Source organism: Bradyrhizobium manausense (assembly GCF_018130615.1).
Taxonomy (GTDB): Bacteria; Pseudomonadota; Alphaproteobacteria; order Rhizobiales; family Xanthobacteraceae; genus Bradyrhizobium; species Bradyrhizobium manausense_A.
Map to the genome: position 1 here is coordinate 68436 of NZ_JAFCKB010000018.1, position 19063 is coordinate 87498.

The 19063-nt window shown below is 65.0% G+C and carries 16 protein-coding genes and 2 tRNA genes; 15 read left to right on the top strand and 3 right to left on the bottom strand.

The annotated features are described in order from the left end of the window. Window positions 1-89 precede the first annotated feature (89 nt). From JQ587_RS27735 to JQ587_RS27765, 7 genes are all read left to right on the top strand, one after another. Window positions 90-1565, top strand: coding sequence for an efflux transporter outer membrane subunit (locus JQ587_RS27735; protein WP_212427413.1), 1476 nt, complete (start codon window positions 90-92; stop codon window positions 1563-1565). Further along, a complete protein-coding gene (locus JQ587_RS27740) occupies window positions 1555-2979 on the top strand; it encodes an efflux RND transporter periplasmic adaptor subunit (RefSeq protein ID WP_212427414.1) in 1425 nt (474 codons plus the stop codon). The genes JQ587_RS27735 and JQ587_RS27740 overlap by 11 nt, the downstream gene beginning before the upstream one ends. A gap of 36 nt (window positions 2980-3015) precedes the next feature. Further along, a complete protein-coding gene (locus JQ587_RS27745; protein ID WP_212427415.1) occupies window positions 3016-6168 on the top strand; it encodes an efflux RND transporter permease subunit in 3153 nt (1050 codons plus the stop codon). Then, window positions 6168-9275, top strand: coding sequence for an efflux RND transporter permease subunit (locus tag JQ587_RS27750; RefSeq protein ID WP_212427416.1), 3108 nt, complete (start codon window positions 6168-6170; stop codon window positions 9273-9275). The genes JQ587_RS27745 and JQ587_RS27750 overlap by 1 nt, the downstream gene beginning before the upstream one ends. 37 nt (window positions 9276-9312) lie before the next feature. Beyond that, on the top strand, window positions 9313-10053 hold the full coding sequence (locus JQ587_RS27755) for a tRNA-uridine aminocarboxypropyltransferase (RefSeq protein WP_212302157.1): 741 nt from the start codon (window positions 9313-9315) through the stop codon (window positions 10051-10053). A 76-nt stretch (window positions 10054-10129) separates the two neighbouring features. Continuing rightward, entirely contained in the window at window positions 10130-10972 is an 843-nt protein-coding gene (locus JQ587_RS27760; protein ID WP_249154547.1) for an ABC transporter permease, read from the top strand. Window positions 10973-10980: 8 nt separating this feature from the next. Further along, window positions 10981-11742, top strand: a complete 762-nt coding sequence (locus tag JQ587_RS27765) for an ABC transporter ATP-binding protein (RefSeq protein WP_212427417.1) — start codon at window positions 10981-10983, stop codon at window positions 11740-11742. A 9-nt stretch (window positions 11743-11751) separates the two neighbouring features. On the opposite strand, the gene JQ587_RS27770 is transcribed toward JQ587_RS27765, so the two are convergent. From JQ587_RS27770 to JQ587_RS27780, 3 genes are all read right to left on the bottom strand, one after another. After that, window positions 11752-11898 (bottom strand): hypothetical protein, encoded by a 147-nt coding sequence (locus tag JQ587_RS27770; protein ID WP_212302159.1) that lies wholly within the window; start codon window positions 11896-11898, stop codon window positions 11752-11754. A 192-nt stretch (window positions 11899-12090) separates the two neighbouring features. Further along, a tRNA-Cys gene (locus JQ587_RS27775) sits at window positions 12091-12164 on the bottom strand. Between the two features lie 85 nt (window positions 12165-12249). Further along, entirely contained in the window at window positions 12250-12456 is a 207-nt protein-coding gene (locus tag JQ587_RS27780; RefSeq protein ID WP_212302160.1) for a hypothetical protein, read from the bottom strand. A 260-nt stretch (window positions 12457-12716) separates the two neighbouring features. On the opposite strand from JQ587_RS27780, the gene JQ587_RS27785 reads away from it, so the two are divergent. The 8 genes from JQ587_RS27785 (at window position 12717) to JQ587_RS27820 (ending at window position 18895) form a co-directional block, all read left to right on the top strand. Next, the gene (locus JQ587_RS27785; RefSeq protein ID WP_212302161.1) at window positions 12717-12980 is read left to right on the top strand and encodes a hypothetical protein; all 264 of its coding nucleotides are present in this window, start codon (window positions 12717-12719) and stop codon (window positions 12978-12980) included. 390 nt (window positions 12981-13370) lie between these two features. After that, entirely contained in the window at window positions 13371-14534 is a 1164-nt protein-coding gene (locus tag JQ587_RS27790) for a PspA/IM30 family protein (RefSeq protein WP_212427418.1), read from the top strand. Between the two features lie 10 nt (window positions 14535-14544). Beyond that, window positions 14545-15213, top strand: coding sequence for an OB-fold-containig protein (locus JQ587_RS27795; RefSeq protein ID WP_212427419.1), 669 nt, complete (start codon window positions 14545-14547; stop codon window positions 15211-15213). Between the two features lie 11 nt (window positions 15214-15224). Further along, window positions 15225-16922, top strand: coding sequence for a flotillin family protein (locus tag JQ587_RS27800; protein WP_212302163.1), 1698 nt, complete (start codon window positions 15225-15227; stop codon window positions 16920-16922). Window positions 16923-17142: 220 nt separating this feature from the next. Further along, the gene (locus JQ587_RS27805; protein ID WP_212427420.1) at window positions 17143-17511 is read left to right on the top strand and encodes a hypothetical protein; all 369 of its coding nucleotides are present in this window, start codon (window positions 17143-17145) and stop codon (window positions 17509-17511) included. Window positions 17512-17648: 137 nt separating this feature from the next. Further along, window positions 17649-17723: transfer RNA gene (locus JQ587_RS27810), tRNA-Asn, on the top strand. Between the two features lie 193 nt (window positions 17724-17916). Next, window positions 17917-18096 (top strand): hypothetical protein, encoded by a 180-nt coding sequence (locus JQ587_RS27815; protein WP_212302165.1) that lies wholly within the window; start codon window positions 17917-17919, stop codon window positions 18094-18096. 136 nt (window positions 18097-18232) lie between these two features. Then, complete coding sequence (locus JQ587_RS27820) at window positions 18233-18895, top strand: protein-L-isoaspartate O-methyltransferase family protein (protein WP_212427421.1); 663 nt, start codon at window positions 18233-18235, stop codon at window positions 18893-18895. Window positions 18896-19063 lie beyond the last annotated feature (168 nt).

Sequence of the window (19063 nt, forward strand, 5' to 3'; positions counted from 1 at the left end):
GTGAACGAGTTACAGAAAGGCCCCCGGCCGACCGCCCGCGAATCGGCTAATCCCGCCGCGCGGTGGCGGCGTGATCTGCCTGGCAGGGGGTGGATGTGACACAGCGGGTTCCCGTCGTCGCCAAGCGGCAATTGCTTGGGTCTGCATCCCGAGCACTGCGTGCGGTCGCGGTGGTGTTCCTGGCCTCGAGTTCCGGCGCCTGTGTGCTGACCCAGGACCTGCCGGATCCCGCGCTCGATGTTCCCACGCAATACAAATACGCCGGGAAGACGGATGCGCCGCCGTCGCTCGACTGGTGGCGCGGCTTTCGCTCGGCGGAGCTGACGCAGTTGATGGAGGAGGCGCAGACCGTCAACCTCGACATCGCTGCCGCAGTCTCGCGCATCGTCGAGGCCGATGCACAGGCGCGGCAGGCAGGCGCGGCGCTGTTGCCGAGCCTGTCGGGAACGGGACAGGAGGCTTATTCGCGCACCTCCGGCTCGTCGGCTTCGGGACTCACCAACGGCGGCCGCGAGGTCGTGAACTACCAGGCATCGTTGAGTGCCAGCTACCAGCTCGATTTCTGGGGCCAGAACCGCGACGCGCTGCAAACGGCGGAGGAGACCGCAAAGGCCAACCGGTTCGACCGCGACACCGTCGCGCTGACGACGCTCGCAGCCGTTGCCAATGCCTATTTCCAGGTGCTGTCCTCGCAGGATCGCCTGCGCACCGCCCAGCGCAACATTGCGAGCGCCCAGCGCATCCTCGATGCCATCCGCGAGCGCCGCAAGGCCGGGACGGGGACCGATCTTGACGTCGCCCAGCAGGAGAGCGTGCTGGCCAACCAGAAGGCGCTGGTGCCGCCGCTGCGGCAGACGCTCGACCAGAACGCCAATGCGCTCGCGGTGCTGGTGTCGCGACCGCCAGAGAGCGTGCGCCTTGCGGGCGGCTCGCTGGATCGGATCGCAATTCCGCGCATCACGCCCGGCCTGCCGTCGGAGCTGTTGACGCAGCGGCCGGACATTCGCCGCCAGGAGGCGCAGCTTGCCTCGGCCACCGCCAATATCGGCAATGCCCGCGCCCAGTTCTTCCCGACCATCCAGCTCACCGGGAATGGCGGCTATCAAAGCTCGGCGCTGGTCTCGCTGTTCCAGCCGCACGCGGCGTTCTTCCAGCTGGTCGGCAGCGCGACGCAGCCGATCTTCGACGGCGGCAAGATCCTCGGCAATTTCGAATATGCCAAGGCGCGGCAGGACGAGTTGCTGCAGACCTACCGCAAGACCATCGTCCAGGCCTTCACCGACGTCGACAACGCGCTGTTTTCGATCAAGCAGACCACGATCAAGCTGCAATTGCAGCGCGACGTCGTCAACGCGTCGCGGCGCGCCTTCGACCTCGCCGAGCAGCAACTGCGCGCCGGCACGGCGGATATCGTGACCGTGCTCAACACACAGCTGACGCTGTTCCAGGCCGAAGACACCCTGTCGCAGGCACAGCTCGCTCGCCTTCTTGCCATCGTCAGCCTGTACCAGGCGCTCGGCGGCGGCTGGGAGCCGCGCATGGAGAAACCGGTCAATGCTCTTTAAGCCGGATACGAAGGACAACGCGAAAGCAGGGACGGCGAAAAAGTCGCGCGGCCGCGGCTTCGTCATGACTCTGATCACGCTCGCAATCCTCGGCGGTCTCGGCTATCTCGGCTGGACCGTGATGCACCAGCAGCCGCAGCAGCAGGGCAACGGCCGCAATCAGCGGCCCGATCTGCCGGTGCCGGTGCTGGCGGCAACGCCCAAGATCCAGGACGTGCCGGTTTATCTCGACGGAGTCGGCGCGATCCGCGCGCTCAACACGGTGACCGTGCGCTCGCAAGTCGACGGCAAGCTGATCGCGGTGAAGTTCACCGAAGGCCAGGACGTCAAGAAGGGCGACGTGCTCGGCGAAATCGACCCGGCACTGTACCAGGCGACCTATGACCAGGCCGTTGCCAAGAAGGCCCAGGACGAAGCCCAGCTCGCCAACCAGCGCATCGACCTGACGCGCTATGAGCAGCTTGCCGCGTCCAATGCCGGCTCCAAGCAGCAGGCCGACACCCAGCGCGCCGCGGTCGCGCAGACCGAGGCGCTGGTCAAGGCCGACCAGGCCGCAATCGACAATGCGGCCGCGACGCTCAGCTACACCAAGATCGTGGCGCCGCTGTCGGGCCGCGTCGGCCTGCGCCAGGTCGACCAGGGCAACATCATCCACGCCGCCGACACCACCGGCCTTGTCGTCATCACGCAATTGCAGCCGATCGCGGTTTGGTTCAGCCTGCCGCAGCAGCAGATCATGCGCGTGAACGCAGCCGCGGCCAAAGGCGCGTTGTCCGTCGATGTGTTCGGCAATGACGGCGTCACGGTGATCGACACCGGCAAGCTCACCGGCATCGACAATCAGGTCGACCAGACCACCGGCACGCTCAAGCTGAAGGCAGAATTTCCCAATGCCAATTACCAGCTCTGGCCGGGCCAGTTCGTCAATGTCCGTCTCAAGGTCGAGACCCTGTCGCAGGCGCTGGTGGTGCCGACGTCGGCGGTGCAGCGCGGACCGATCGGCACCTTCAGTTACGTCATCGGTGAGGGCGACATCGCCTCAGCCAAGCCGGTGACGGTGACCCAGCAGAACGAGCACGACGCGGTCATCGCGAGCGGCCTGTCTCCGAACGATCGGGTCGTCACCACCGGCTTTGCCAATCTGTCCGACGGTTCCAAGGTGATCGTCGGCCGCGACGAGCAGACGCCGTCAGCCGACCTCGCGCCGCGCAAGCGCACGCGTGCGCCGGATGGTCAGAAGAAGGATAGCCAGGCAAAGGACAGTCAAGCCAAGGACGGCCAGAAGGACGGACAAGGTAAGGACGGCGAATTCCGCGCCAAGCGGAAGAGCAGCGAAGGCGACCAGAAGGGGCAGACCGGACCAGCGCCGGGGCCGGGGGCTCAACCATCGGGACCTGGAGCCAAACAGCCATGATCCCGGCAACAGCCGCCTGAGCGGCAGGCATATCTCATGGGTGTCTCCGAACCCTTCATCCGCAGGCCGATCGCGACCTCGCTGCTCGGCATTGCGCTGCTGATTGGCGGCGCGCTCGGCTATTTCGCGCTGCCGGTCTCCGCGCTGCCGCAGGTCGACTTCCCGACCGTCCAGGTGTCGACGCAGCTGCCGGGCGCGAGCCCCGACGTGATTGCCTCCTTGATCACGGCGCCCTTGGAGCGGCAGCTCGGGCAAATCCCGTCGCTGACCGCGATGAACTCGACCAGCTCATTCGGCGTCAGCCAGATCTCGCTGCAGTTCGACCTCAACCGCGATATCGACGGCGCGACCCAGGACGTGCAGGCCGCGATCAACGCCGCCGCCGGCGTCCTGCCCAAGACGCTGCCTTATCCGCCGACCTACGCCAAGGTGAACCCTGCGGATGCGCCTGTGATGACGCTCGCGCTGCGCTCGGAGACGATCTCGCTGCGGGCGATGAGCGACATCGCCGACACGCTGCTGGCGCAGCGGCTCAGCCAGATCTCCGGCGTCGGCCGCGTCTCGGTGCTCGGCGGGCTGAAGCCGGCCGTGCGCATCCAGGCCGATCTGGCGCGGCTGGCGGCCTACGGCATCGCGATGGAGGATCTGCGCAACGCGATCGCGAACGCCAACGTCTCCGGGCCGAAGGGCTCGCTCGACGGCGCCCAGCAATCCTACATCATCGCCGCCAACGACCAGATTGCCGCCGCCGACGCCTATAGGCCGATCATCATCACCTATCGCAACGGCTCGCCGGTCACGATCGGCGACGTCGCGCAGATCGTCGACGGGCTCGAGAACGACCGCACCGGCGGCTGGTACCAGGGCACGCCGGCCGTCATCATCGACATCCAGCGCCAGCCCGGCGCCAATGTCATCGACGTCGTCAAGCAGATCCGCGCCGAAATCCCGAAGGTGCAGCGCGCCATTCCGGCCGGCGTGCATCTGACCATCGTCTCCGACCGCACCGTCACCATTCGCGCCTCGGTCCACGATGTGCAGTTCACGCTGGTCCTGAGCGTGGTGCTGGTGACGCTGGTGGTGCTGTTGTTCCTCCGCTCGCTGCGCGCCACGCTGATCGCGGGCGTGGCGCTGCCGCTGTCGCTGATCACGAGCTTCGGCATCATGTATTTTGCCGGCTTCAGTCTCGACAATCTGTCGCTGATGGCGCTCACGATCGGCACCGGTTTCGTGGTCGACGACGCCATCGTGATGATCGAGAACATCGTCCGCCACATGGAGAATGGCGACAACGCCATGACTGCCTCGCTGAAGGGCGCGAGCGAGATCGGCTTCACCGTGATCTCGCTGACGGTGTCGTTGATCGCGGTGTTCATCCCGCTGCTGTTCATGTCGGGCCTGGTCGGCCGCATGTTCCGCGAATTCGCACTGACGCTGACGATCGCGGTCGTGACCTCGGCGGTGGTGTCGCTGACGCTGACGCCGATGATGTGCTCGCGGCTGCTCAAGCACGCTCACGAGGAGCTGGCCGTGCCGGGGCTTGCCGCCATCAGCCGCTTCATCGACCGCACCGTCGAATTCTACCACCGTACGCTGCTCTGGGTGCTGGAGCACCAGCGCGCCACGCTGGTCGTGACCTTTGCGACGTTGGTTGCAACCCTGGTGCTCTATGTCGTCGCGCCCAAGGGGTTCCTGCCGCTCCAGGACACGGCCTCGATCACCGCGGTGACCGAAGCCGGGCCTGATGTGTCGTTCGGAGAGATGCAGAAGCGGCAGGCCGAAGCCGCCGATGCCATCAAGGCCGATCCTGACGTGACCGGCGTGGTCTCGGTCATCGGCGCAGGCTCGGTCAACCCGACCACCAATGTCGGCCGTCTCGTCATGACGCTGAAGCCGCGCGGCGAGCGCCGCGACGATGTCAGCGTGGTCGTCACCCGGCTGAAGCAGCGGGTCGCCGGCATTCCCGGCATGACGGTCTACTTCCAGCCGGTGCAGGATGTGCAGATCTCGACCCAGTCGAGCCGCTCGCAATACCAGTACACGCTCACCGGCACCGACGCGGCGCTGGTCTCGGAATGGGCGCGCAAGCTCGTCGACGAGATGCGGCGCGAGCCCCTGTTCCGCGACGTCTCGTCCGAGGCGCAGGAGGGGGGTCTGCGCGCGCAGCTCGACGTCGACCGCACGCGCGCGGGCCAGCTCGGCGTCAGCCTTCAGGCCATTACCGACACGCTCAACGACGCATTTGCCCAGCGCCAGATCTCGACCATTTACGGCCAGGCCAACCAATACCGCGTGGTCCTGGAGGCGCTGCCGATGTACCAGCGCGATCCCTCGATCCTGTCAAAGCTCTACCTGCCGGGCGGCGCCAGCAGCGCAGCCGTCGGCGCGCCCAACGCGCAGGTACCGCTCGATGCAGTGGCGACGCTCAAGCGCACCACGGCGCCGCTCGCGATCTCGCACCAGGCACAATTCCCGGCGATCTCGCTGAGTTTCAATCTCGCACCGGGCGCAGCGCTCGGCGATGCCGTCGAGGCGGTGAAGGCGATCGAGAGCCGCATCGAGATGCCCAACAGCATCGTCGGGGTCTATGCCGGCGATGCCGCCGAATTCGCCAAGGCGCTCGCCGGCCAGCCCTGGCTGCTGCTTGCCGCCGTGATCACGATCTACATCGTGCTGGGCGTGCTGTATGAAAGCTACATCCACCCGATCACGATCCTCTCGACGCTGCCCTCGGCGGGCGTCGGCGCCATCCTGGCATTGATCCAGTGCGGGCAGGACCTCTCGGTGATCGGCCTGATCGGCATCATCCTCCTGATGGGCATCGTCAAGAAGAATGCGATCATGATGATCGACTTCGCGCTGGAGGCCGAGCGCGGGCAGGGCATGCCGCCGCATGAGGCGATCGTGCAGGCGTGCCTGCTGCGCTTCCGCCCGATCATGATGACGACGCTGGCCGCACTGTTCGGTGCGCTGCCGCTGGCGATCGAAAGCGGCACCGGCGCCGAGCTGCGCTTTCCGCTCGGCATCTCCATCATCGGCGGCCTGCTGCTGAGCCAGTTGCTGACGCTCTACACCACGCCGGTGATCTACCTCGCGCTCGATCGCATCAACCGCCGCCTCGAGCAGGCGCTGCCCCCGCCGGAGCCCGACGCGCCGCCCACGGCCGGGGCGACCGAGGGGATGCAGTGATGGCATCGATCTCGGAGCCCTTCATCCGCCGTCCGGTCGCGACCACGCTGTTGTCGATCGGGCTGTTTCTGCTGGGGGGCGTCGCCTACGAGTTCCTGCCGGTCGCCTCCGTCCCCAATGTCGACTTCCCCGCCATCTTTGTCTCGGCGAGCCGTCCCGGCGCCGATCCCTCGGTGATGGCCGCCACCGTGGCCGCGCCGCTGGAACGGCGGCTCGGCGAAATCGCAGGCATCAACCAGATCACGTCGACGAGCTCTCTCGGCACCGCGAACATCCAGCTCCAGTTCGACATCGGCCGCAACATCGACAAGGCCGCGCGCGACGTGCAGGCAGCCATCAACGCCGCGCTGGTCGATTTGCCGAGCGATCTGCCGGCATTGCCGCGCTTCCGGAAGGCCAACACGGCCGGCGCGCCCGTGTTCGTGCTGGCGCTGACCTCCAAGACGCTGTCCGCCAGCGCCATCTACGATGTCGCCGATACCGTGCTGGCGCAGCGCATCTCGCAGGTGCCCGGAGTCGGCGACGTCACGGTGTCGGGCGCCGACCAGCCGGCGGTACGGATCCAGCTCAATCCCGTGGCATTGTCGAATGCAGGGATCGCGACCGACGACGTACGGACCGCCATCGTCAACGCCAACCCGCTCGGCCCCGTCGGCATCTTCAATGGCGAGCGCCAGAGCGAGACGCTGTCGCTGAACAAGCAGATGCGCACGGCGCAGGAATTCCGCGACATTGTCATCAAGAGCTCGAACGGGAATTTCGTGCGGCTCTCCGATGTCGCCGACATCGAAGACAGCGTCCGCAACGCGCGCTCGATCGCCTGGTTCAACAAGCAGCCGGCGGTGCTGATCCAGATCACCAAGCAGGGCGACGCCAACGTCATCGACACCGTCGACCGGGTGAAGGCGCTGATCCCCGAGCTGAAGCAGTGGATCCCCGCTGGCGTCGATGTCTCCACCCTGGTCGACCGCACCTCAACGATCCGCGCCAGCGTGATGGACATGCAGTGGACGCTGCTGGCGACCGCCATTCTGGTGATGGTCGTGGTGTTCGTGTTCCTGCGCCGCGTGACGCCGACCATCGCCGCCGGAATCTCGGTACCGCTGGCGCTGGCCGGAACCTGCGCCGGGATGTGGGTCGCCGGCTTCTCGATCGACAATCTGTCGCTGATGGCGCTGGCGATCTCGGTCGGCTTCGTGGTCGACGATGCCATCGTCATGATCGAGAACATGTACCGCAATCTCGAGCACGGCATGCGGCCAATGCAGGCAGCGCTGGAAGGCGCCAGGCAGATCGGCTTCACCGTGGTCTCGATCAGCCTGTCGCTGATCGCCGCGTTCACACCGCTGATCTTCATGGACGGTATCGTCGGCCGCCTGCTGCGCGAGTTCTCGCTGACGTTGACCTTCGCGATCGTGGTTTCGACCCTGGTATCGCTGACGGTCACGCCGATGATCTGCGCCCATTACATCCGGCAGACCACGTCCACCTCCGCAACGCTGTTCGACCGCCTGATCGAAGGCTCGCTATCGCGCATCGTCGCGTTCTATGCCCGCACCTTACGTGCGGTGCTCGAGTTTCCGCTGCTGACGCTGCTGGTCTTCTTCGCCACCATCGGCCTGACGGTGCTGCTCTACGCCAAGGTGCCCAAAGGCTATTTCCCGACGGACGATTCCGGCTTCGTCATCGGCGCGACGCGCGCCTCGGCCGACATCTCGTTCCAGTCGATGCTGACGCTGCAACAGCGTCTCGCCGACATTGTGATGCGGGATCCGGCCGTGGCCGGCATCGGCTCGACCGTCGGCAGCGGAGTTGGGGGCCCGGGCGCGGCGACCTCCAACCGAGGCACCATGTTCATCAGCCTGAAGCCGCCGGAAGAACGCGACCACGTCTCGACCCAGGTGGTGATCGACCGGTTGCGTAAGGCACTGTTCCCTGTGCCCGGCATCCGTCTCTTCATGTTCGCCGCGCAGGATGTGCGCGCCGGCGGCCGGCAGAGCGATTCCAACTTTCAGTATACGCTCTCAAGCACCGACCTTGACCTGCTGCAGAAATGGGCACCAATCGTGGCCAAGCGGATGGAGACGGTCGAGGGCATCACCGACATTTCCAGCGACCGCGATCCCGGCGGACTTCAACTGACATTGAACATCGACCGCCAGAAGGCCGCAGCACTCGGCGTCAAGGTCCAGGACATCGACAATGCCCTGAACAACGCCTTCTCGCAGCGCCAGATCGCGATCATCTACACCCAGCGCAACCAATACATGACCGTGCTGGAGATCGATCCGAAATTCCAGGTCGATCCGTCCAATCTCGAGCGCATCTTTGTCGCCGGCGCCAACGACGTGCAGGTGCCGCTGTCCGCGGTTGTGCACGCGACACGCGGCCTTGCTGCGCTTGCGGTCTATCATTCGCAGTCGGTGCCCTCGACCACGGTGTCGTTCAACACCTTGCCGGATGTGGAGCTCCAGGCCGCCACCCAGAACATCCAGCGGGCGGTCGACGAATTGCACATGCCCGAGGGTATCCGCGGCAGTTTCGACGGCAATGCCGGCGATTTCGCCAAGACCAGCGGCCGGCAACCGCTGCTGATCCTTGGCGCGCTGGTGGCGATGTATATCGTGCTGGGCGTTCTCTACGAGAGCCTCGCTCATCCCCTCACGATCATCTCGACGCTGCCTTCGGCCGGGCTGGGTGCGCTGCTTGCGCTGCAGATCACCAACACGCCGCTGACGGTGATCGCCTTTGTCGGCATCATCCTGCTGATCGGCATCGTCAAGAAGAACGGCATCATGATGGTCGACTTCGCACTCGATGCCGAGCGCCAGCGTGGCCTGTCCTCGGCGGAGGCGATCTTCGAGGCCTGCCAGGCACGCTTCCGTCCAATCCTGATGACGACCATGGCGGCGCTGTTCGCCGGCATTCCGCTGGTCGTCGCAACCGGGCCGGGCACGGAGCTCAGACGCCCGCTCGGCATCACCATCATCGGCGGCCTGTTCGTGTCGCAGGTGCTCACCCTCTACACGACGCCCGTGATCTATCTCTTGATCGACCGCCTGCGCCGGCGATCGGAGCCGCGCGCGCTGGCGGCGCCGGCGGAATAGGTTGTTGAACCGCCGTGCGAAGCGTATAGCGGCGATCATGTCGAACCCAGCTGAAACAGCGGCCGCAGCGCCGGAGCCTATTCCCGAATGTCCACACTGCCAGAAGCCGATGCCGCTGTGCATCTGCGACAGTGTCTCGCCGATCGAAAATCGTCTCGAGCTCTTGATCCTGCAGCATCCGCAGGAGCAGGACAGGGCGCTCGGCACCGCACGGCTGCTGGCGAAGCATTTTGCGGACGCCACGGTGCGGGTCGGTCTGTCCTGGCCGAGCCTGTCCAAGGCCCTGGGGCACCCGATCGAGAACGCCTCGCACTGGGCCGTGCTCTATCTCGGCTCGGCCCGCGCCGCCGACCTGGAGGCCGAGGGCGAGATCGTCGCGCTCAACCGCAAGGGCGAGGTCGCTGACAACCAGCGCGGCATTCTCGGCAAGCTCGAAGGCGTGGTGCTGCTCGACGGCACCTGGAGCCAGGCCAAGGCCCTATGGTGGCGCAATCCCTGGATGCTGAAATGCCAGCGCGTCATCCTCAACCCGGCGCACCCGTCGCGCTATGGGCGGCTGCGCCGCGAGCCGCGCAAGGACGGATTGTCCACCATTGAAGCCGCCGCGACACTGCTGGCCGGCCTCGAGCGGCGCCCGGACATCGCCGAGACGCTCAACGCCAGCTTTGAACGGATGCTGGCTCGCTACCGCGAGGTTCAGGCCGAGATACCGGAACTGGCGCCAAAGCCGGCGCCAAAAGGCCACCGGCGCGATTTCCGCCGCCGCAAACGGTCCTGACTTCAGCCGATCTCGTCCGTACGGTTGATTGCTCGGCCCGGAGTGGGAAGATACAGACCACTGGCCGGCAGGTCCGTTGCTCCGCGATGTCATCGCGACGTTCGACAATCCGGAAACCAGAAGGGGCAGCCGAATTCAGAGCGCAGCGAAGGAGATCCTGGCCCAGGCGGCGCAGTTCGATCGTTGGGGCACACTCGCCCTGATGGACATCTCGTTGCGCTACCGGCGAACCGTGATCGGACCGCTCTGGATCACGCTGACGCTGGCGGCGACGATCGCAAGCGTCGGCACGGTCTATGCGGCGCTGTTCAAGCAGGACATCGCCGGCTTCCTGCCGTCTTTCGCTGTCGGCCTGATCGTCTGGACCCTCGTCGCCACGACGCTCCAGGAAGGATCCAACATCTTCGTGGCCTCCGGCCATCTGATCAAGGCGGTGCCGGCGCCGCTGATCGTGCACGTCTTGCAGATGATCGCGCGCAACGTGCTGATCTTCGCCCATCACCTCCTCATCATCGTCATGCTCTATGCCGTGATACCCTGGCCGCTGCACTGGACCATGCTGCTTGTGCTGCCCGGCTTCGCCATCCTGCTGGTCGTGCTGCTCGGCGGCGCGGTCGCGCTCGGCATGCTCTGCGCGCGCTTTCGCGACATCGGCTCGGCGATCGTGAGTGGCCTGCAATTCGTCTTCTTCCTCACGCCCGTGATCTGGACCGAGGACAGCGTGCGCGGCACCGCCTTTGCCTGGCTCACGCGGGTCAATCCGTTCGCAGCGCTGCTCGATCTGGTGCGCAGGCCGCTGTTGTCGCAGCCGATGGATGCGGAGCAATGGCTGCTCGGCCTGACTTACGCGCTCGCCACCGCAGCCGTCGGGCTGGTGTGCTACGCAAAATATCGCCGCCGCGTGGCGTATTGGCTGTGAGGGGCGGGATGAGCACCACAGCCCATATCGTGCTGCGTAACGTCTCGGTAACATTCCCGGTGCTGTCGTTTCGCGACCGATCGCTGCGCAGCCGCTTCGTTCGCGCCGTGACGCTGCGCCGCGAGGCAGCGCGTCCGCACATCGTCACCGCGCTTGATGGCATCGACCTCGACATTCGCGCCGGTGACCGCGTTGCCATCGTGGGCGCCAACGGTGCTGGGAAAACCACGCTGCTGCGGGTGCTGGCCGGCATCTACCATCCGACCGCAGGCAGCATCGATGTGCTCGGCCGCTGCCTGTCCCTGTTCGACTTGTCGGCCGGCTTTGACGAGGAGGCGACCGGCTACGAGAACATCATGCGCCGCGGTCTCGTGATCGGCGCACGGCGCACCGAGATCGACGCACGGCGCGCGGAGATCGCCGAGTTCACGGAGCTTGGCGACCGGCTCGACCTGCCGCTACGCACCTATTCCAGCGGCATGATGCTGCGCCTGATCTTCGCGGTCGCCACCGCCGTCGAAGGCGAGATCGTGCTGCTCGACGAATGGATCGGTGTCGGCGACCAGCAGTTCCGGAAAAAGGCGCGGCAGCGGCTCGACGAGATCGTGGCCCGCGCCGGCATTTTGGTGCTGGCCTCGCACGACGTCGACCTGATCAAGAGCACCTGCAACCGCGCCATCCTGCTGCAGGAGGGACAGATGACAGCAGCCGGCACGACCGAGGAGATTCTCGACCTTTATCTCGGCGGAGCCGGCGACAGGAAGGCTTGAGCTCTGCGACTAGGTCTTGACCCGCCCCTCGCCGTCGTGCGGCACCTGGCCGGGTACGGACGGTGGGAAGATGCTGTCATAGATCGCGCGCGCCTCACGTATGAGGCGAGCCCGCTCCAACTCGGACTTCGGGATAAATCGGACGATCTCGCCCACGTGCTCTCCAGCGCTCGTTTGTTGGGACTGCATCACCCAGCTGATGCGAAGGTTATGCCAAACGACCTGAATCGGGGGTTTCCAACGCCCTCCGGGCAAACCCGGTGAGAGCGCATCGCGGAAACCTACGTCAGCGGGCACGACGGAGTCGGCGCCGGGATCAATTTATATCGAAATATCAGGGAGTTGTGATGGAGGCCACGACCAGAATTGAACTGGTGTACACGGTTTTGCAGACCGTTGCGTAACCACTCCGCCACGTGGCCTCAACGAGGGCGGAGCAATATAGGGGATCAGCGGTTTAGGCAACCCCGCGAGCCGCGGCGTTACATCAGCCCGACCGACGAGGTCTCAGCAGGCGGCGTACCAGCCGTCCGGAAAGGGCAGCAGGGGCCAAGCGCCCTCATTGTCATTTGCGGCCCTTGGCGTTTTCTTGGACATCGCGTCGAAGCTCCACGAGCGGGACACGAATTCCTCCTCCACCGAGGGCGCGAAATTGTCATGAATCATGGCGTCGCGGACGGCATCCAGCATCAAATTGAATTCGGCTTCGCTCATCACACCCTCCGGACCACGGATGGCGCACTGTCGCAAAGACGGCTTGTTTCCCGATTGAGCCGATCGATCGCATTTTAACGATCAGGCGATCAGGACCCGTTTGGTTAGCGATTTCTGAAAAATCCCCGTGGGAACTCTAGGTTCCTCCGCCGTCCCGCCAGTGTGAAAGAGATCACATCTCCCGAGATTTATTCCGCCTACCTCTTTGCCCGGGCCGGCCAACGCGGGCCGGGCGGGCAAGGGCAGACAGGAGACTGGTCATGAAGGCGAGGTTCTTGCGGTTTGCAGGTGTGAGGAGCCGGGCGCGACGCGCCTCGACGGTCGGCCTGTTCCTCACGCTGTTCGCCTCCACCGCCCAGGCGCAGCAGGGCACCCCGGAGCAGCGCCGGGCCTGCACGCCCGACGTTTACCGGCTCTGCGCCGGCGAAATCCCCAACGTCAAGGCGATCACGGCGTGCCTGCGCCGCAACCGCTCCAGCCTGAGCGAGGCTTGCCGCGCCGTGTTCGACCAGGCCGGCGGCTGAGCGGATGTCTTGTGGATTTGTGCGCAGCAAGTGCTTTGCGGTGCTGGCACAAATTGGATCGGACGCGGCTGTGGATATGCTGCGGACAAGCTGTTGAACGGCGGATATCGGCGCAGGTCGCGCAAGTCGCCGGGATTGCTTCGTCGCGAAGGGCTCCTCGCAACGATGGCGTGGAAAGGTAGGCGCGTCACATCACTCGTGTTCCGGACCCGCGTGGATTTTCCGTAAAATTGCAACCCGCGCGTGCAAGAAGTCTTGATCTGCGGTGATTTGGGAGTGATGGCCCGACTTGAACGCGGCTCCAGGCGACAGCGACTAATCCATAAATGCCCTTGGATCAGTGGAACGTGATCAAGCTCCCCTCTTGTAAAGCACCAAAATGGTGCTTTAGTGCTTTTCATGAGCCCGTCGCCCCGACATGCGCCATCGGCGCTGCGTTACAGGCTAGCCCCTGACCCGGCCGCCAGGGCTGCGATGGAGGCGACGTTCAGGGCCTATGACCGCATGATGGAGATCCTGGATGAGGTCGCGCGGACCCACAATGTGGGTTCCAATGTGGTGCTGCTGCACGCCCATGCCTACGAGCCGATCAGGAAAGAGACCGCGCTGCCCTCGCGGCTGGTGACGCTGGGTCTGCGCGACCGCGCCGACTATCACGCTGCGCAGGGGCGCCGCCTGCCGCTCGACGACAAGCTCGCCAAGATCAAGGGCCCGGCGACCATTTCGATTTCAACCGTGCAGGGACGCTTCAGCGTGCCTTTCGACTATGTCGGCTACGCGGAAGGCTGGGGACAGAGCGTGCCCGCGCACCTGATCCGTACCGACGACGGTTTCGAGGTTCACTACGGCGTTACGCCGAACAGTCTGCCAGAGGAGGAGAACGCTATGGATACCATCGCAGCCGCTCCCGAGAATTTCCTGTCCCGGGTCGGACGTTTGATCGCCGGCATCGCCTATGACGCGATCGAGCAGGCGGAGGGCAACAACAAGCTGAAAGTGGTCGGCCAGGCCATCCGCGAGATCGAGCGCGCCGAGAGCGAGGCGCGTGATGCGCTCGCCGCCGCGCGGGCCGAGGAATACCGCCTCAACGCGCGCCGCACCGAGATCGAACGCGAGATGACCGATCTCGCCGTCAAGATCGAGGGCGCGATCGCCGACAGCCGCGACGATCTCGCCCGCGCCGGCATCGCGCGGCAGATGGATCTGGAGGCGCAGTTCGAGGTGCTCTCCCGCGCCATCGACGAGAACAACGAGAAGATCGAGCAATGCGTCACCTCGCTGCGCGCGGTGCTGTCGGCGCTGCAGGACGCCGAGCTGCGCCGTGTCGATCTCGAAAAGAGCGAGGCGGCTGCGAGCCACCAGGCCTCGACATCGCCGCGCAAACGTGGCGGCGCGTCCGCGGCGTCGAAGGCGCTGCGGGCGGGCAGGGCGGTAGCGAGGGTCACCGGCGTGCCGCCGGGCATCCCGTATTCCAGCGACATCGACGAGCTCAGCGCGCTGCATCGCAACAAGGAGATTGCGGCGAGGCTCGCGCGGTTGAAGTCGCGCTCCTGAGGTTCGTGTCATGAGCGCATTGCTCGAACACGTCATGTCGCCTGAGGTCAGGCCGTTCGCGATCGCAGCGGCCATGATCCTCATCGTCGGCACGCTCGAAGTGGTGACGATGCTGGTCGGGGCCTCGCTGAGCGAGATGCTCGGCACCAGCATCGATTTCAGCCATCCCAGTGATAACGGCGTCATCAACGCCATCTCCTGGATCAATGTCGGCGGCGTGCCGCTGCTGATCTTCCTGCTGCTGGCGCTCGGCGCGTTTTCCATCACCGGCTTTCTGATCCAGGACGTCGCGCGGATGGTGGCCGGCCCCTTGCCGGCCTCACTCGCCTCGCTTGCGGCGGTCGTCGTCTCGGTGCCGCTGGTCCGCGCCGCCAGCAGCGGTATCGCGCGGATCATTCCCAAGGACGAGAGCTACGCGGTCGGTCTTGGCGATCTCGTCGGCCGCGTCGGGGAGGTCGTCGTCGGTCCGCTCGACCAGGGGCCGCCCGGCCGCGTCAGCGTCGCCGACGTTCACGGTAACAGGCACTTCGTGCAGGCCGTCGCGGCGCCCGACTCGGCACCATTGCCCCAGGGAACCCTGGTCCTCCTGGTCGATCGCGCCGACACCCGTTTCGTCGCGGTGAAGGCCGACGATGAACTCAAACCGTCCAAAGCCACTCTAAGCCAGCAAGTCCATTAGCGGAGAAAGTCATGTTCGACATCGCAGTCCCGGCCATGATCGGCGTCGCGCTGATCGTTGTCCTGGGGATCATCTTCACCATCCTCTATAAACGCGCCACGCGCGACGAAGCCTTCGTTCGTACCGGCCTCGGCGGCAAGAAGGTCGTGCTCGACGGCGGCGCCATGATCCTGCCGATCTTCCATTCCTATGGCAGCATCAACCTGAAGACGCTGCGGCTGACGGTCGAGCGCAAGGAGCGGGAATCCCTGATCACCAAGGATCGTCTGCGCGTCGATATCGTCGCCGAATTCTATGTGCGCGTCCGCCCCGACGAGGAGAGCATTGCGCTGGCGAGCCAGACGCTGGGTGCGCTGACCAACGATGCGGAAGCGCTGCGCAACCAGGTCGAGGCGAAATTCGTCGACGGCCTGCGCTCGGTCGCCGCGACCATGACCATTCTGGAGCTCCAGGAGAAGCGCTCGGACTTCGTCAAGCACGTGCAGTCCACGGTCGAGTCCGACGTCAAGTCGAACGGCCTCGAGCTGGAGTCGGTGTCGCTGACCAAGCTGGACCAGACCGACGTCAAGTTCTTCAACCCCGAAAACTTCTTCGACGCCGAAGGTCTCACCCAGCTCAAGACCATCACCGAGACCCGTCGGCGCGACCGCAACGCCATCGTACGCGACAATGAGGTCGCGATCGCCCAGAAAGACCTCGAGGCGCGCCAGCAGACGCTGACGATCGAGCGGACCAAGAAGGAGGCCGAGTTGTCGCAGGAGCGCGACATCGCCAACAAGACCGCGAGCACCCGGGCTGAAGTCGCAACTGCGACACAGACCGCGCGCCTGACCGAGGAGAACGCCCGCATCGATACCGACCGTGCCGTCGCGGAGAAGGAGGCCGGCGCCAAGCAGGTCAAGGAAACCGCGGTGATCGAGTCGGATCTGGCCATCAACAAGCGCAAGACCGACGCCCAGCGCGAGATCCAGATCGCGACGCAGGAGAACGAGATCCAGATCGCCGCCAAGAGCAAGCAGACCTCGGAAGCCGTGGCCGACGCCAAGACCGCGGAAGCGCTCGCCGTCTCTGCCGAGGAAAAGGTCGTCACCGCGCGCGCCGTCGAGGTTGCAGATCGCGCCCGTCTGACCCAGGTGCTCGCCGCCCGCACCGAGGCCGAGCGCAAATCGACCGAGCTGATCGTCGCGGCCGAAGCCGAGAAGAAGGCGTCGCTCGACCGCGCCGAGGCCGTCAAGACGCTCGCGACCGCAGAAGCCGAGTCCAACAAGATCAAGGCGGTCGGTGTCCGCAACATCGGTGAAGCCGAGGCAGCCGTCATCACCATGAAGAACGAGGCGCAGAACAAGCTCGGCGCCAACGTCATCGATTTCGAGATCGCCAAGAAGCGGATCGAGACGATGCCGTCGGCGCTGGCCGAGATGGTCAAGCCGATCGCCAACCTCAAGGACGTTCGCATCCTTCATACGGGCGGCGCGTTCGGCGGCGGCAATGGCGCGGCGGGCGGCGGCGTCGGCTTCGGCGAGGGGCTCGCCGGCGAGCTTCTCAAGGTGCACGCGCTGCGTCCGATGATCGACGAGATCCTGCGCCAGAGCGGCTTTGCGCCGGGCGACGATCCCGTGAAGGCGCTGGTCGGCGCAGTGACCGGCAAGAGCAATGGCGCCGCCGTGCCGGCGCCAGCGCCAGAGAAAACAAACGCCGCCGATCTATGAATGCCGGTTCATTGCTGCGGAGAATTCGAAACGATATGAACTGGCTCGTTGTGCGTCTCGCGTCTCGCGTCGCGCAACGAGCCGGAGCGCCGATCGAGAGTGCGTCGAACCTCTCGATCACGCTCCGGACGAAGCTTTCAAGGCAACGTCATTCGTTGCCGAGGCGCCTGCGCCGATCGACGTCAGGCGCCGGAGCCTGTTTCGATCCGGAGAATTTCACATGAAGTATTTTCTGTCTGGACTGATTGCGATCGGTTTTGCGATCGCCGCCGCGTCGTCGTTCGCGGCCGATGCCCGCAACGTCACCGTTGTCAACGAGACCGGCTACGCCATTAAATTCCTGGGCTTCAACGCGCCGGACGATGGCCTGGACGAATGGGACAACGAACTGGACAAGGTTTTGCAGAACCAGGCCAGCACTTATGTCGAGTTCGACGAGGACGACGAGGGCTGTGTCTGGAACATCCGCGTCGACTGGCAGAACTACGACGAGGCCGTGCTCTGGAAGAACGTCAACCTCTGCAAGATGACCGCGCTTCGGCTGCGCTATGATCCCGGCACGAAAACCACGTCTTTCATTGCGGAATAGCCCGGACCTGATCTGCCCTCGAGGAAGGGGCCCGGTAAGCCCTTCCTCGATGCTTTGCGGATGACGGCGAATTCGTCCTTTGCAAGCGCAATCGGCTTTGTTATACGCAGCCGCGCGCGAACGACAGGTTCGCCTTTTCCTCGGTAGCTCAGCGGTAGAGCATCCGACTGTTAATCGGATGGTCGCTGGTTCGAATCCAGCCCGGGGAGCCAAATTCCGCTTTAATTCCAAAGATTTGCTAGCGCACATTAATGTGGCGAGCGATGTCGCTCGATTGATCTCCTAGCGTCCCGGTGCCCGAGCCGCGCGAAGAATCGCATTCAAGTGGATGTGTGCGGCTGCGGCACCAAATCGACTCAATTGAAACCGAGCTTGGGTGGCCGGACTCTTACGGAGCTGATTCCCATGCCCGACATCCAGATCGACCGTGCCCACCTGGCCCCCTCGATTCTGCCGGCGGATCTTCCGGAGCTAAGCGACGATGAGTGCTTGGCCTGTCTCGCCCGTGCGGTCGAGACCCCCGACTCGGCGCGGCTGGACGAAGTGGCGGCCTTGATCGGGCGCCTTGCCGTCACCATCGAATAGGGCATTTCGCCGCGATTCTCGCATCGGCATCGCCCGGGGCTGACCGGCGAACGGACGTGTTGCGTTTTCGTGGAGCCTGTTCCAAAGATGCCGCCAACTCATCTCCGCGGCATCGTCCGCCATGCAGGGTCCGCAAATGTCCGGTTTCTCGACCGCGCGCCAAAAAATGGTCGATGGCCAGGTGCGCACCAATGACGTCACCGATCGCCGCATTCTCGATGCCATGCTCACGGTTCCCCGTGAGGCATTCGTGCCCGCGACCCGGCAGGCGCTGGCCTATCTCGACATCGACCTTGATGTCAGCGAGGGCGGCGCCAAGCGCTTCCTGATCAAGCCGCAGCTGACCGGCAAGCTGCTCCAGGCTGCCGAGATCGGCGAGGGCGACAATGTGCTGGTCGTCGGCTGCGCAACCGGTTACCTCGCTGCGCTGACTGCCAGGCTTGCACGCCAAGTCACGGCAACGGAAAGCGATTCCGCTCTGGTCGCGAAAGCCAAGGACGGCTTCGCCTCGCTCGGGCTCGCCAACGTGACCTGCAAGTCTGCGGCCTGTACCGAAGGCGACCCATCTGCCGCGCCCTATGACGTGATCGTCCTCAATGGCGCCACCGAAATGACGCCGGAAGGATTGTTCGGCCAGCTCAGGGAGGGCGGACGGCTGGTGGGCGTCTCGGCCGAATCGCGGCCGTCGCGGGCTATGATCGTGACCCGTTCCCACGGCGAATTCGGCCACCGGCCGCTGTTCGACGCCGCAGCCCCGGTGCTGCCAGGGCTGGAACGGGCCGCAGCCTTCGTCTTCTGACGGCCGGAACCCCCCCGTTAAAATCCCGTTCTGAATCAGAAGTGTGGCCGGGATGCTGCACGTGAAGAGTTTCCGCTGTGAACTACCCGGAGGTAGTTCCGTTGCGCTCGGCCGCGTCCTATGTTGCTTCGGGGCAACGACTCCACTCGGATACGGTAACCAGGCTCG

Excerpts from the sequence above, each read along its gene's own strand:
- JQ587_RS27750 (WP_212427416.1), top strand. The coding sequence starts at position 6,168 with ATGGCATCGATCTCGGAGCCCTTCATCCGCCGTCCGGTCGCGACCACG.
- JQ587_RS27780 (WP_212302160.1), bottom strand. The coding sequence starts at position 12,456 with ATGAGCGAAGCCGAATTCAATTTGATGCTGGATGCCGTCCGCGACGCC.
- JQ587_RS27785 (WP_212302161.1), top strand. The coding sequence starts at position 12,717 with ATGAAGGCGAGGTTCTTGCGGTTTGCAGGTGTGAGGAGCCGGGCGCGA.
- JQ587_RS27805 (WP_212427420.1), top strand. The coding sequence starts at position 17,143 with ATGAAGTATTTTCTGTCTGGACTGATTGCGATCGGTTTTGCGATCGCC.
- JQ587_RS27795 (WP_212427419.1), top strand. The coding sequence starts at position 14,545 with ATGAGCGCATTGCTCGAACACGTCATGTCGCCTGAGGTCAGGCCGTTC.
- JQ587_RS27745 (WP_212427415.1), top strand. The coding sequence starts at position 3,016 with ATGGGTGTCTCCGAACCCTTCATCCGCAGGCCGATCGCGACCTCGCTG.
- JQ587_RS27740 (WP_212427414.1), top strand. The coding sequence starts at position 1,555 with ATGCTCTTTAAGCCGGATACGAAGGACAACGCGAAAGCAGGGACGGCG.
- JQ587_RS27820 (WP_212427421.1), top strand. The coding sequence starts at position 18,233 with ATGTCCGGTTTCTCGACCGCGCGCCAAAAAATGGTCGATGGCCAGGTG.
- JQ587_RS27765 (WP_212427417.1), top strand. The coding sequence starts at position 10,981 with ATGAGCACCACAGCCCATATCGTGCTGCGTAACGTCTCGGTAACATTC.
- JQ587_RS27815 (WP_212302165.1), top strand. The coding sequence starts at position 17,917 with ATGCCCGACATCCAGATCGACCGTGCCCACCTGGCCCCCTCGATTCTG.
- JQ587_RS27755 (WP_212302157.1), top strand. The coding sequence starts at position 9,313 with ATGTCGAACCCAGCTGAAACAGCGGCCGCAGCGCCGGAGCCTATTCCC.
- JQ587_RS27800 (WP_212302163.1), top strand. The coding sequence starts at position 15,225 with ATGTTCGACATCGCAGTCCCGGCCATGATCGGCGTCGCGCTGATCGTT.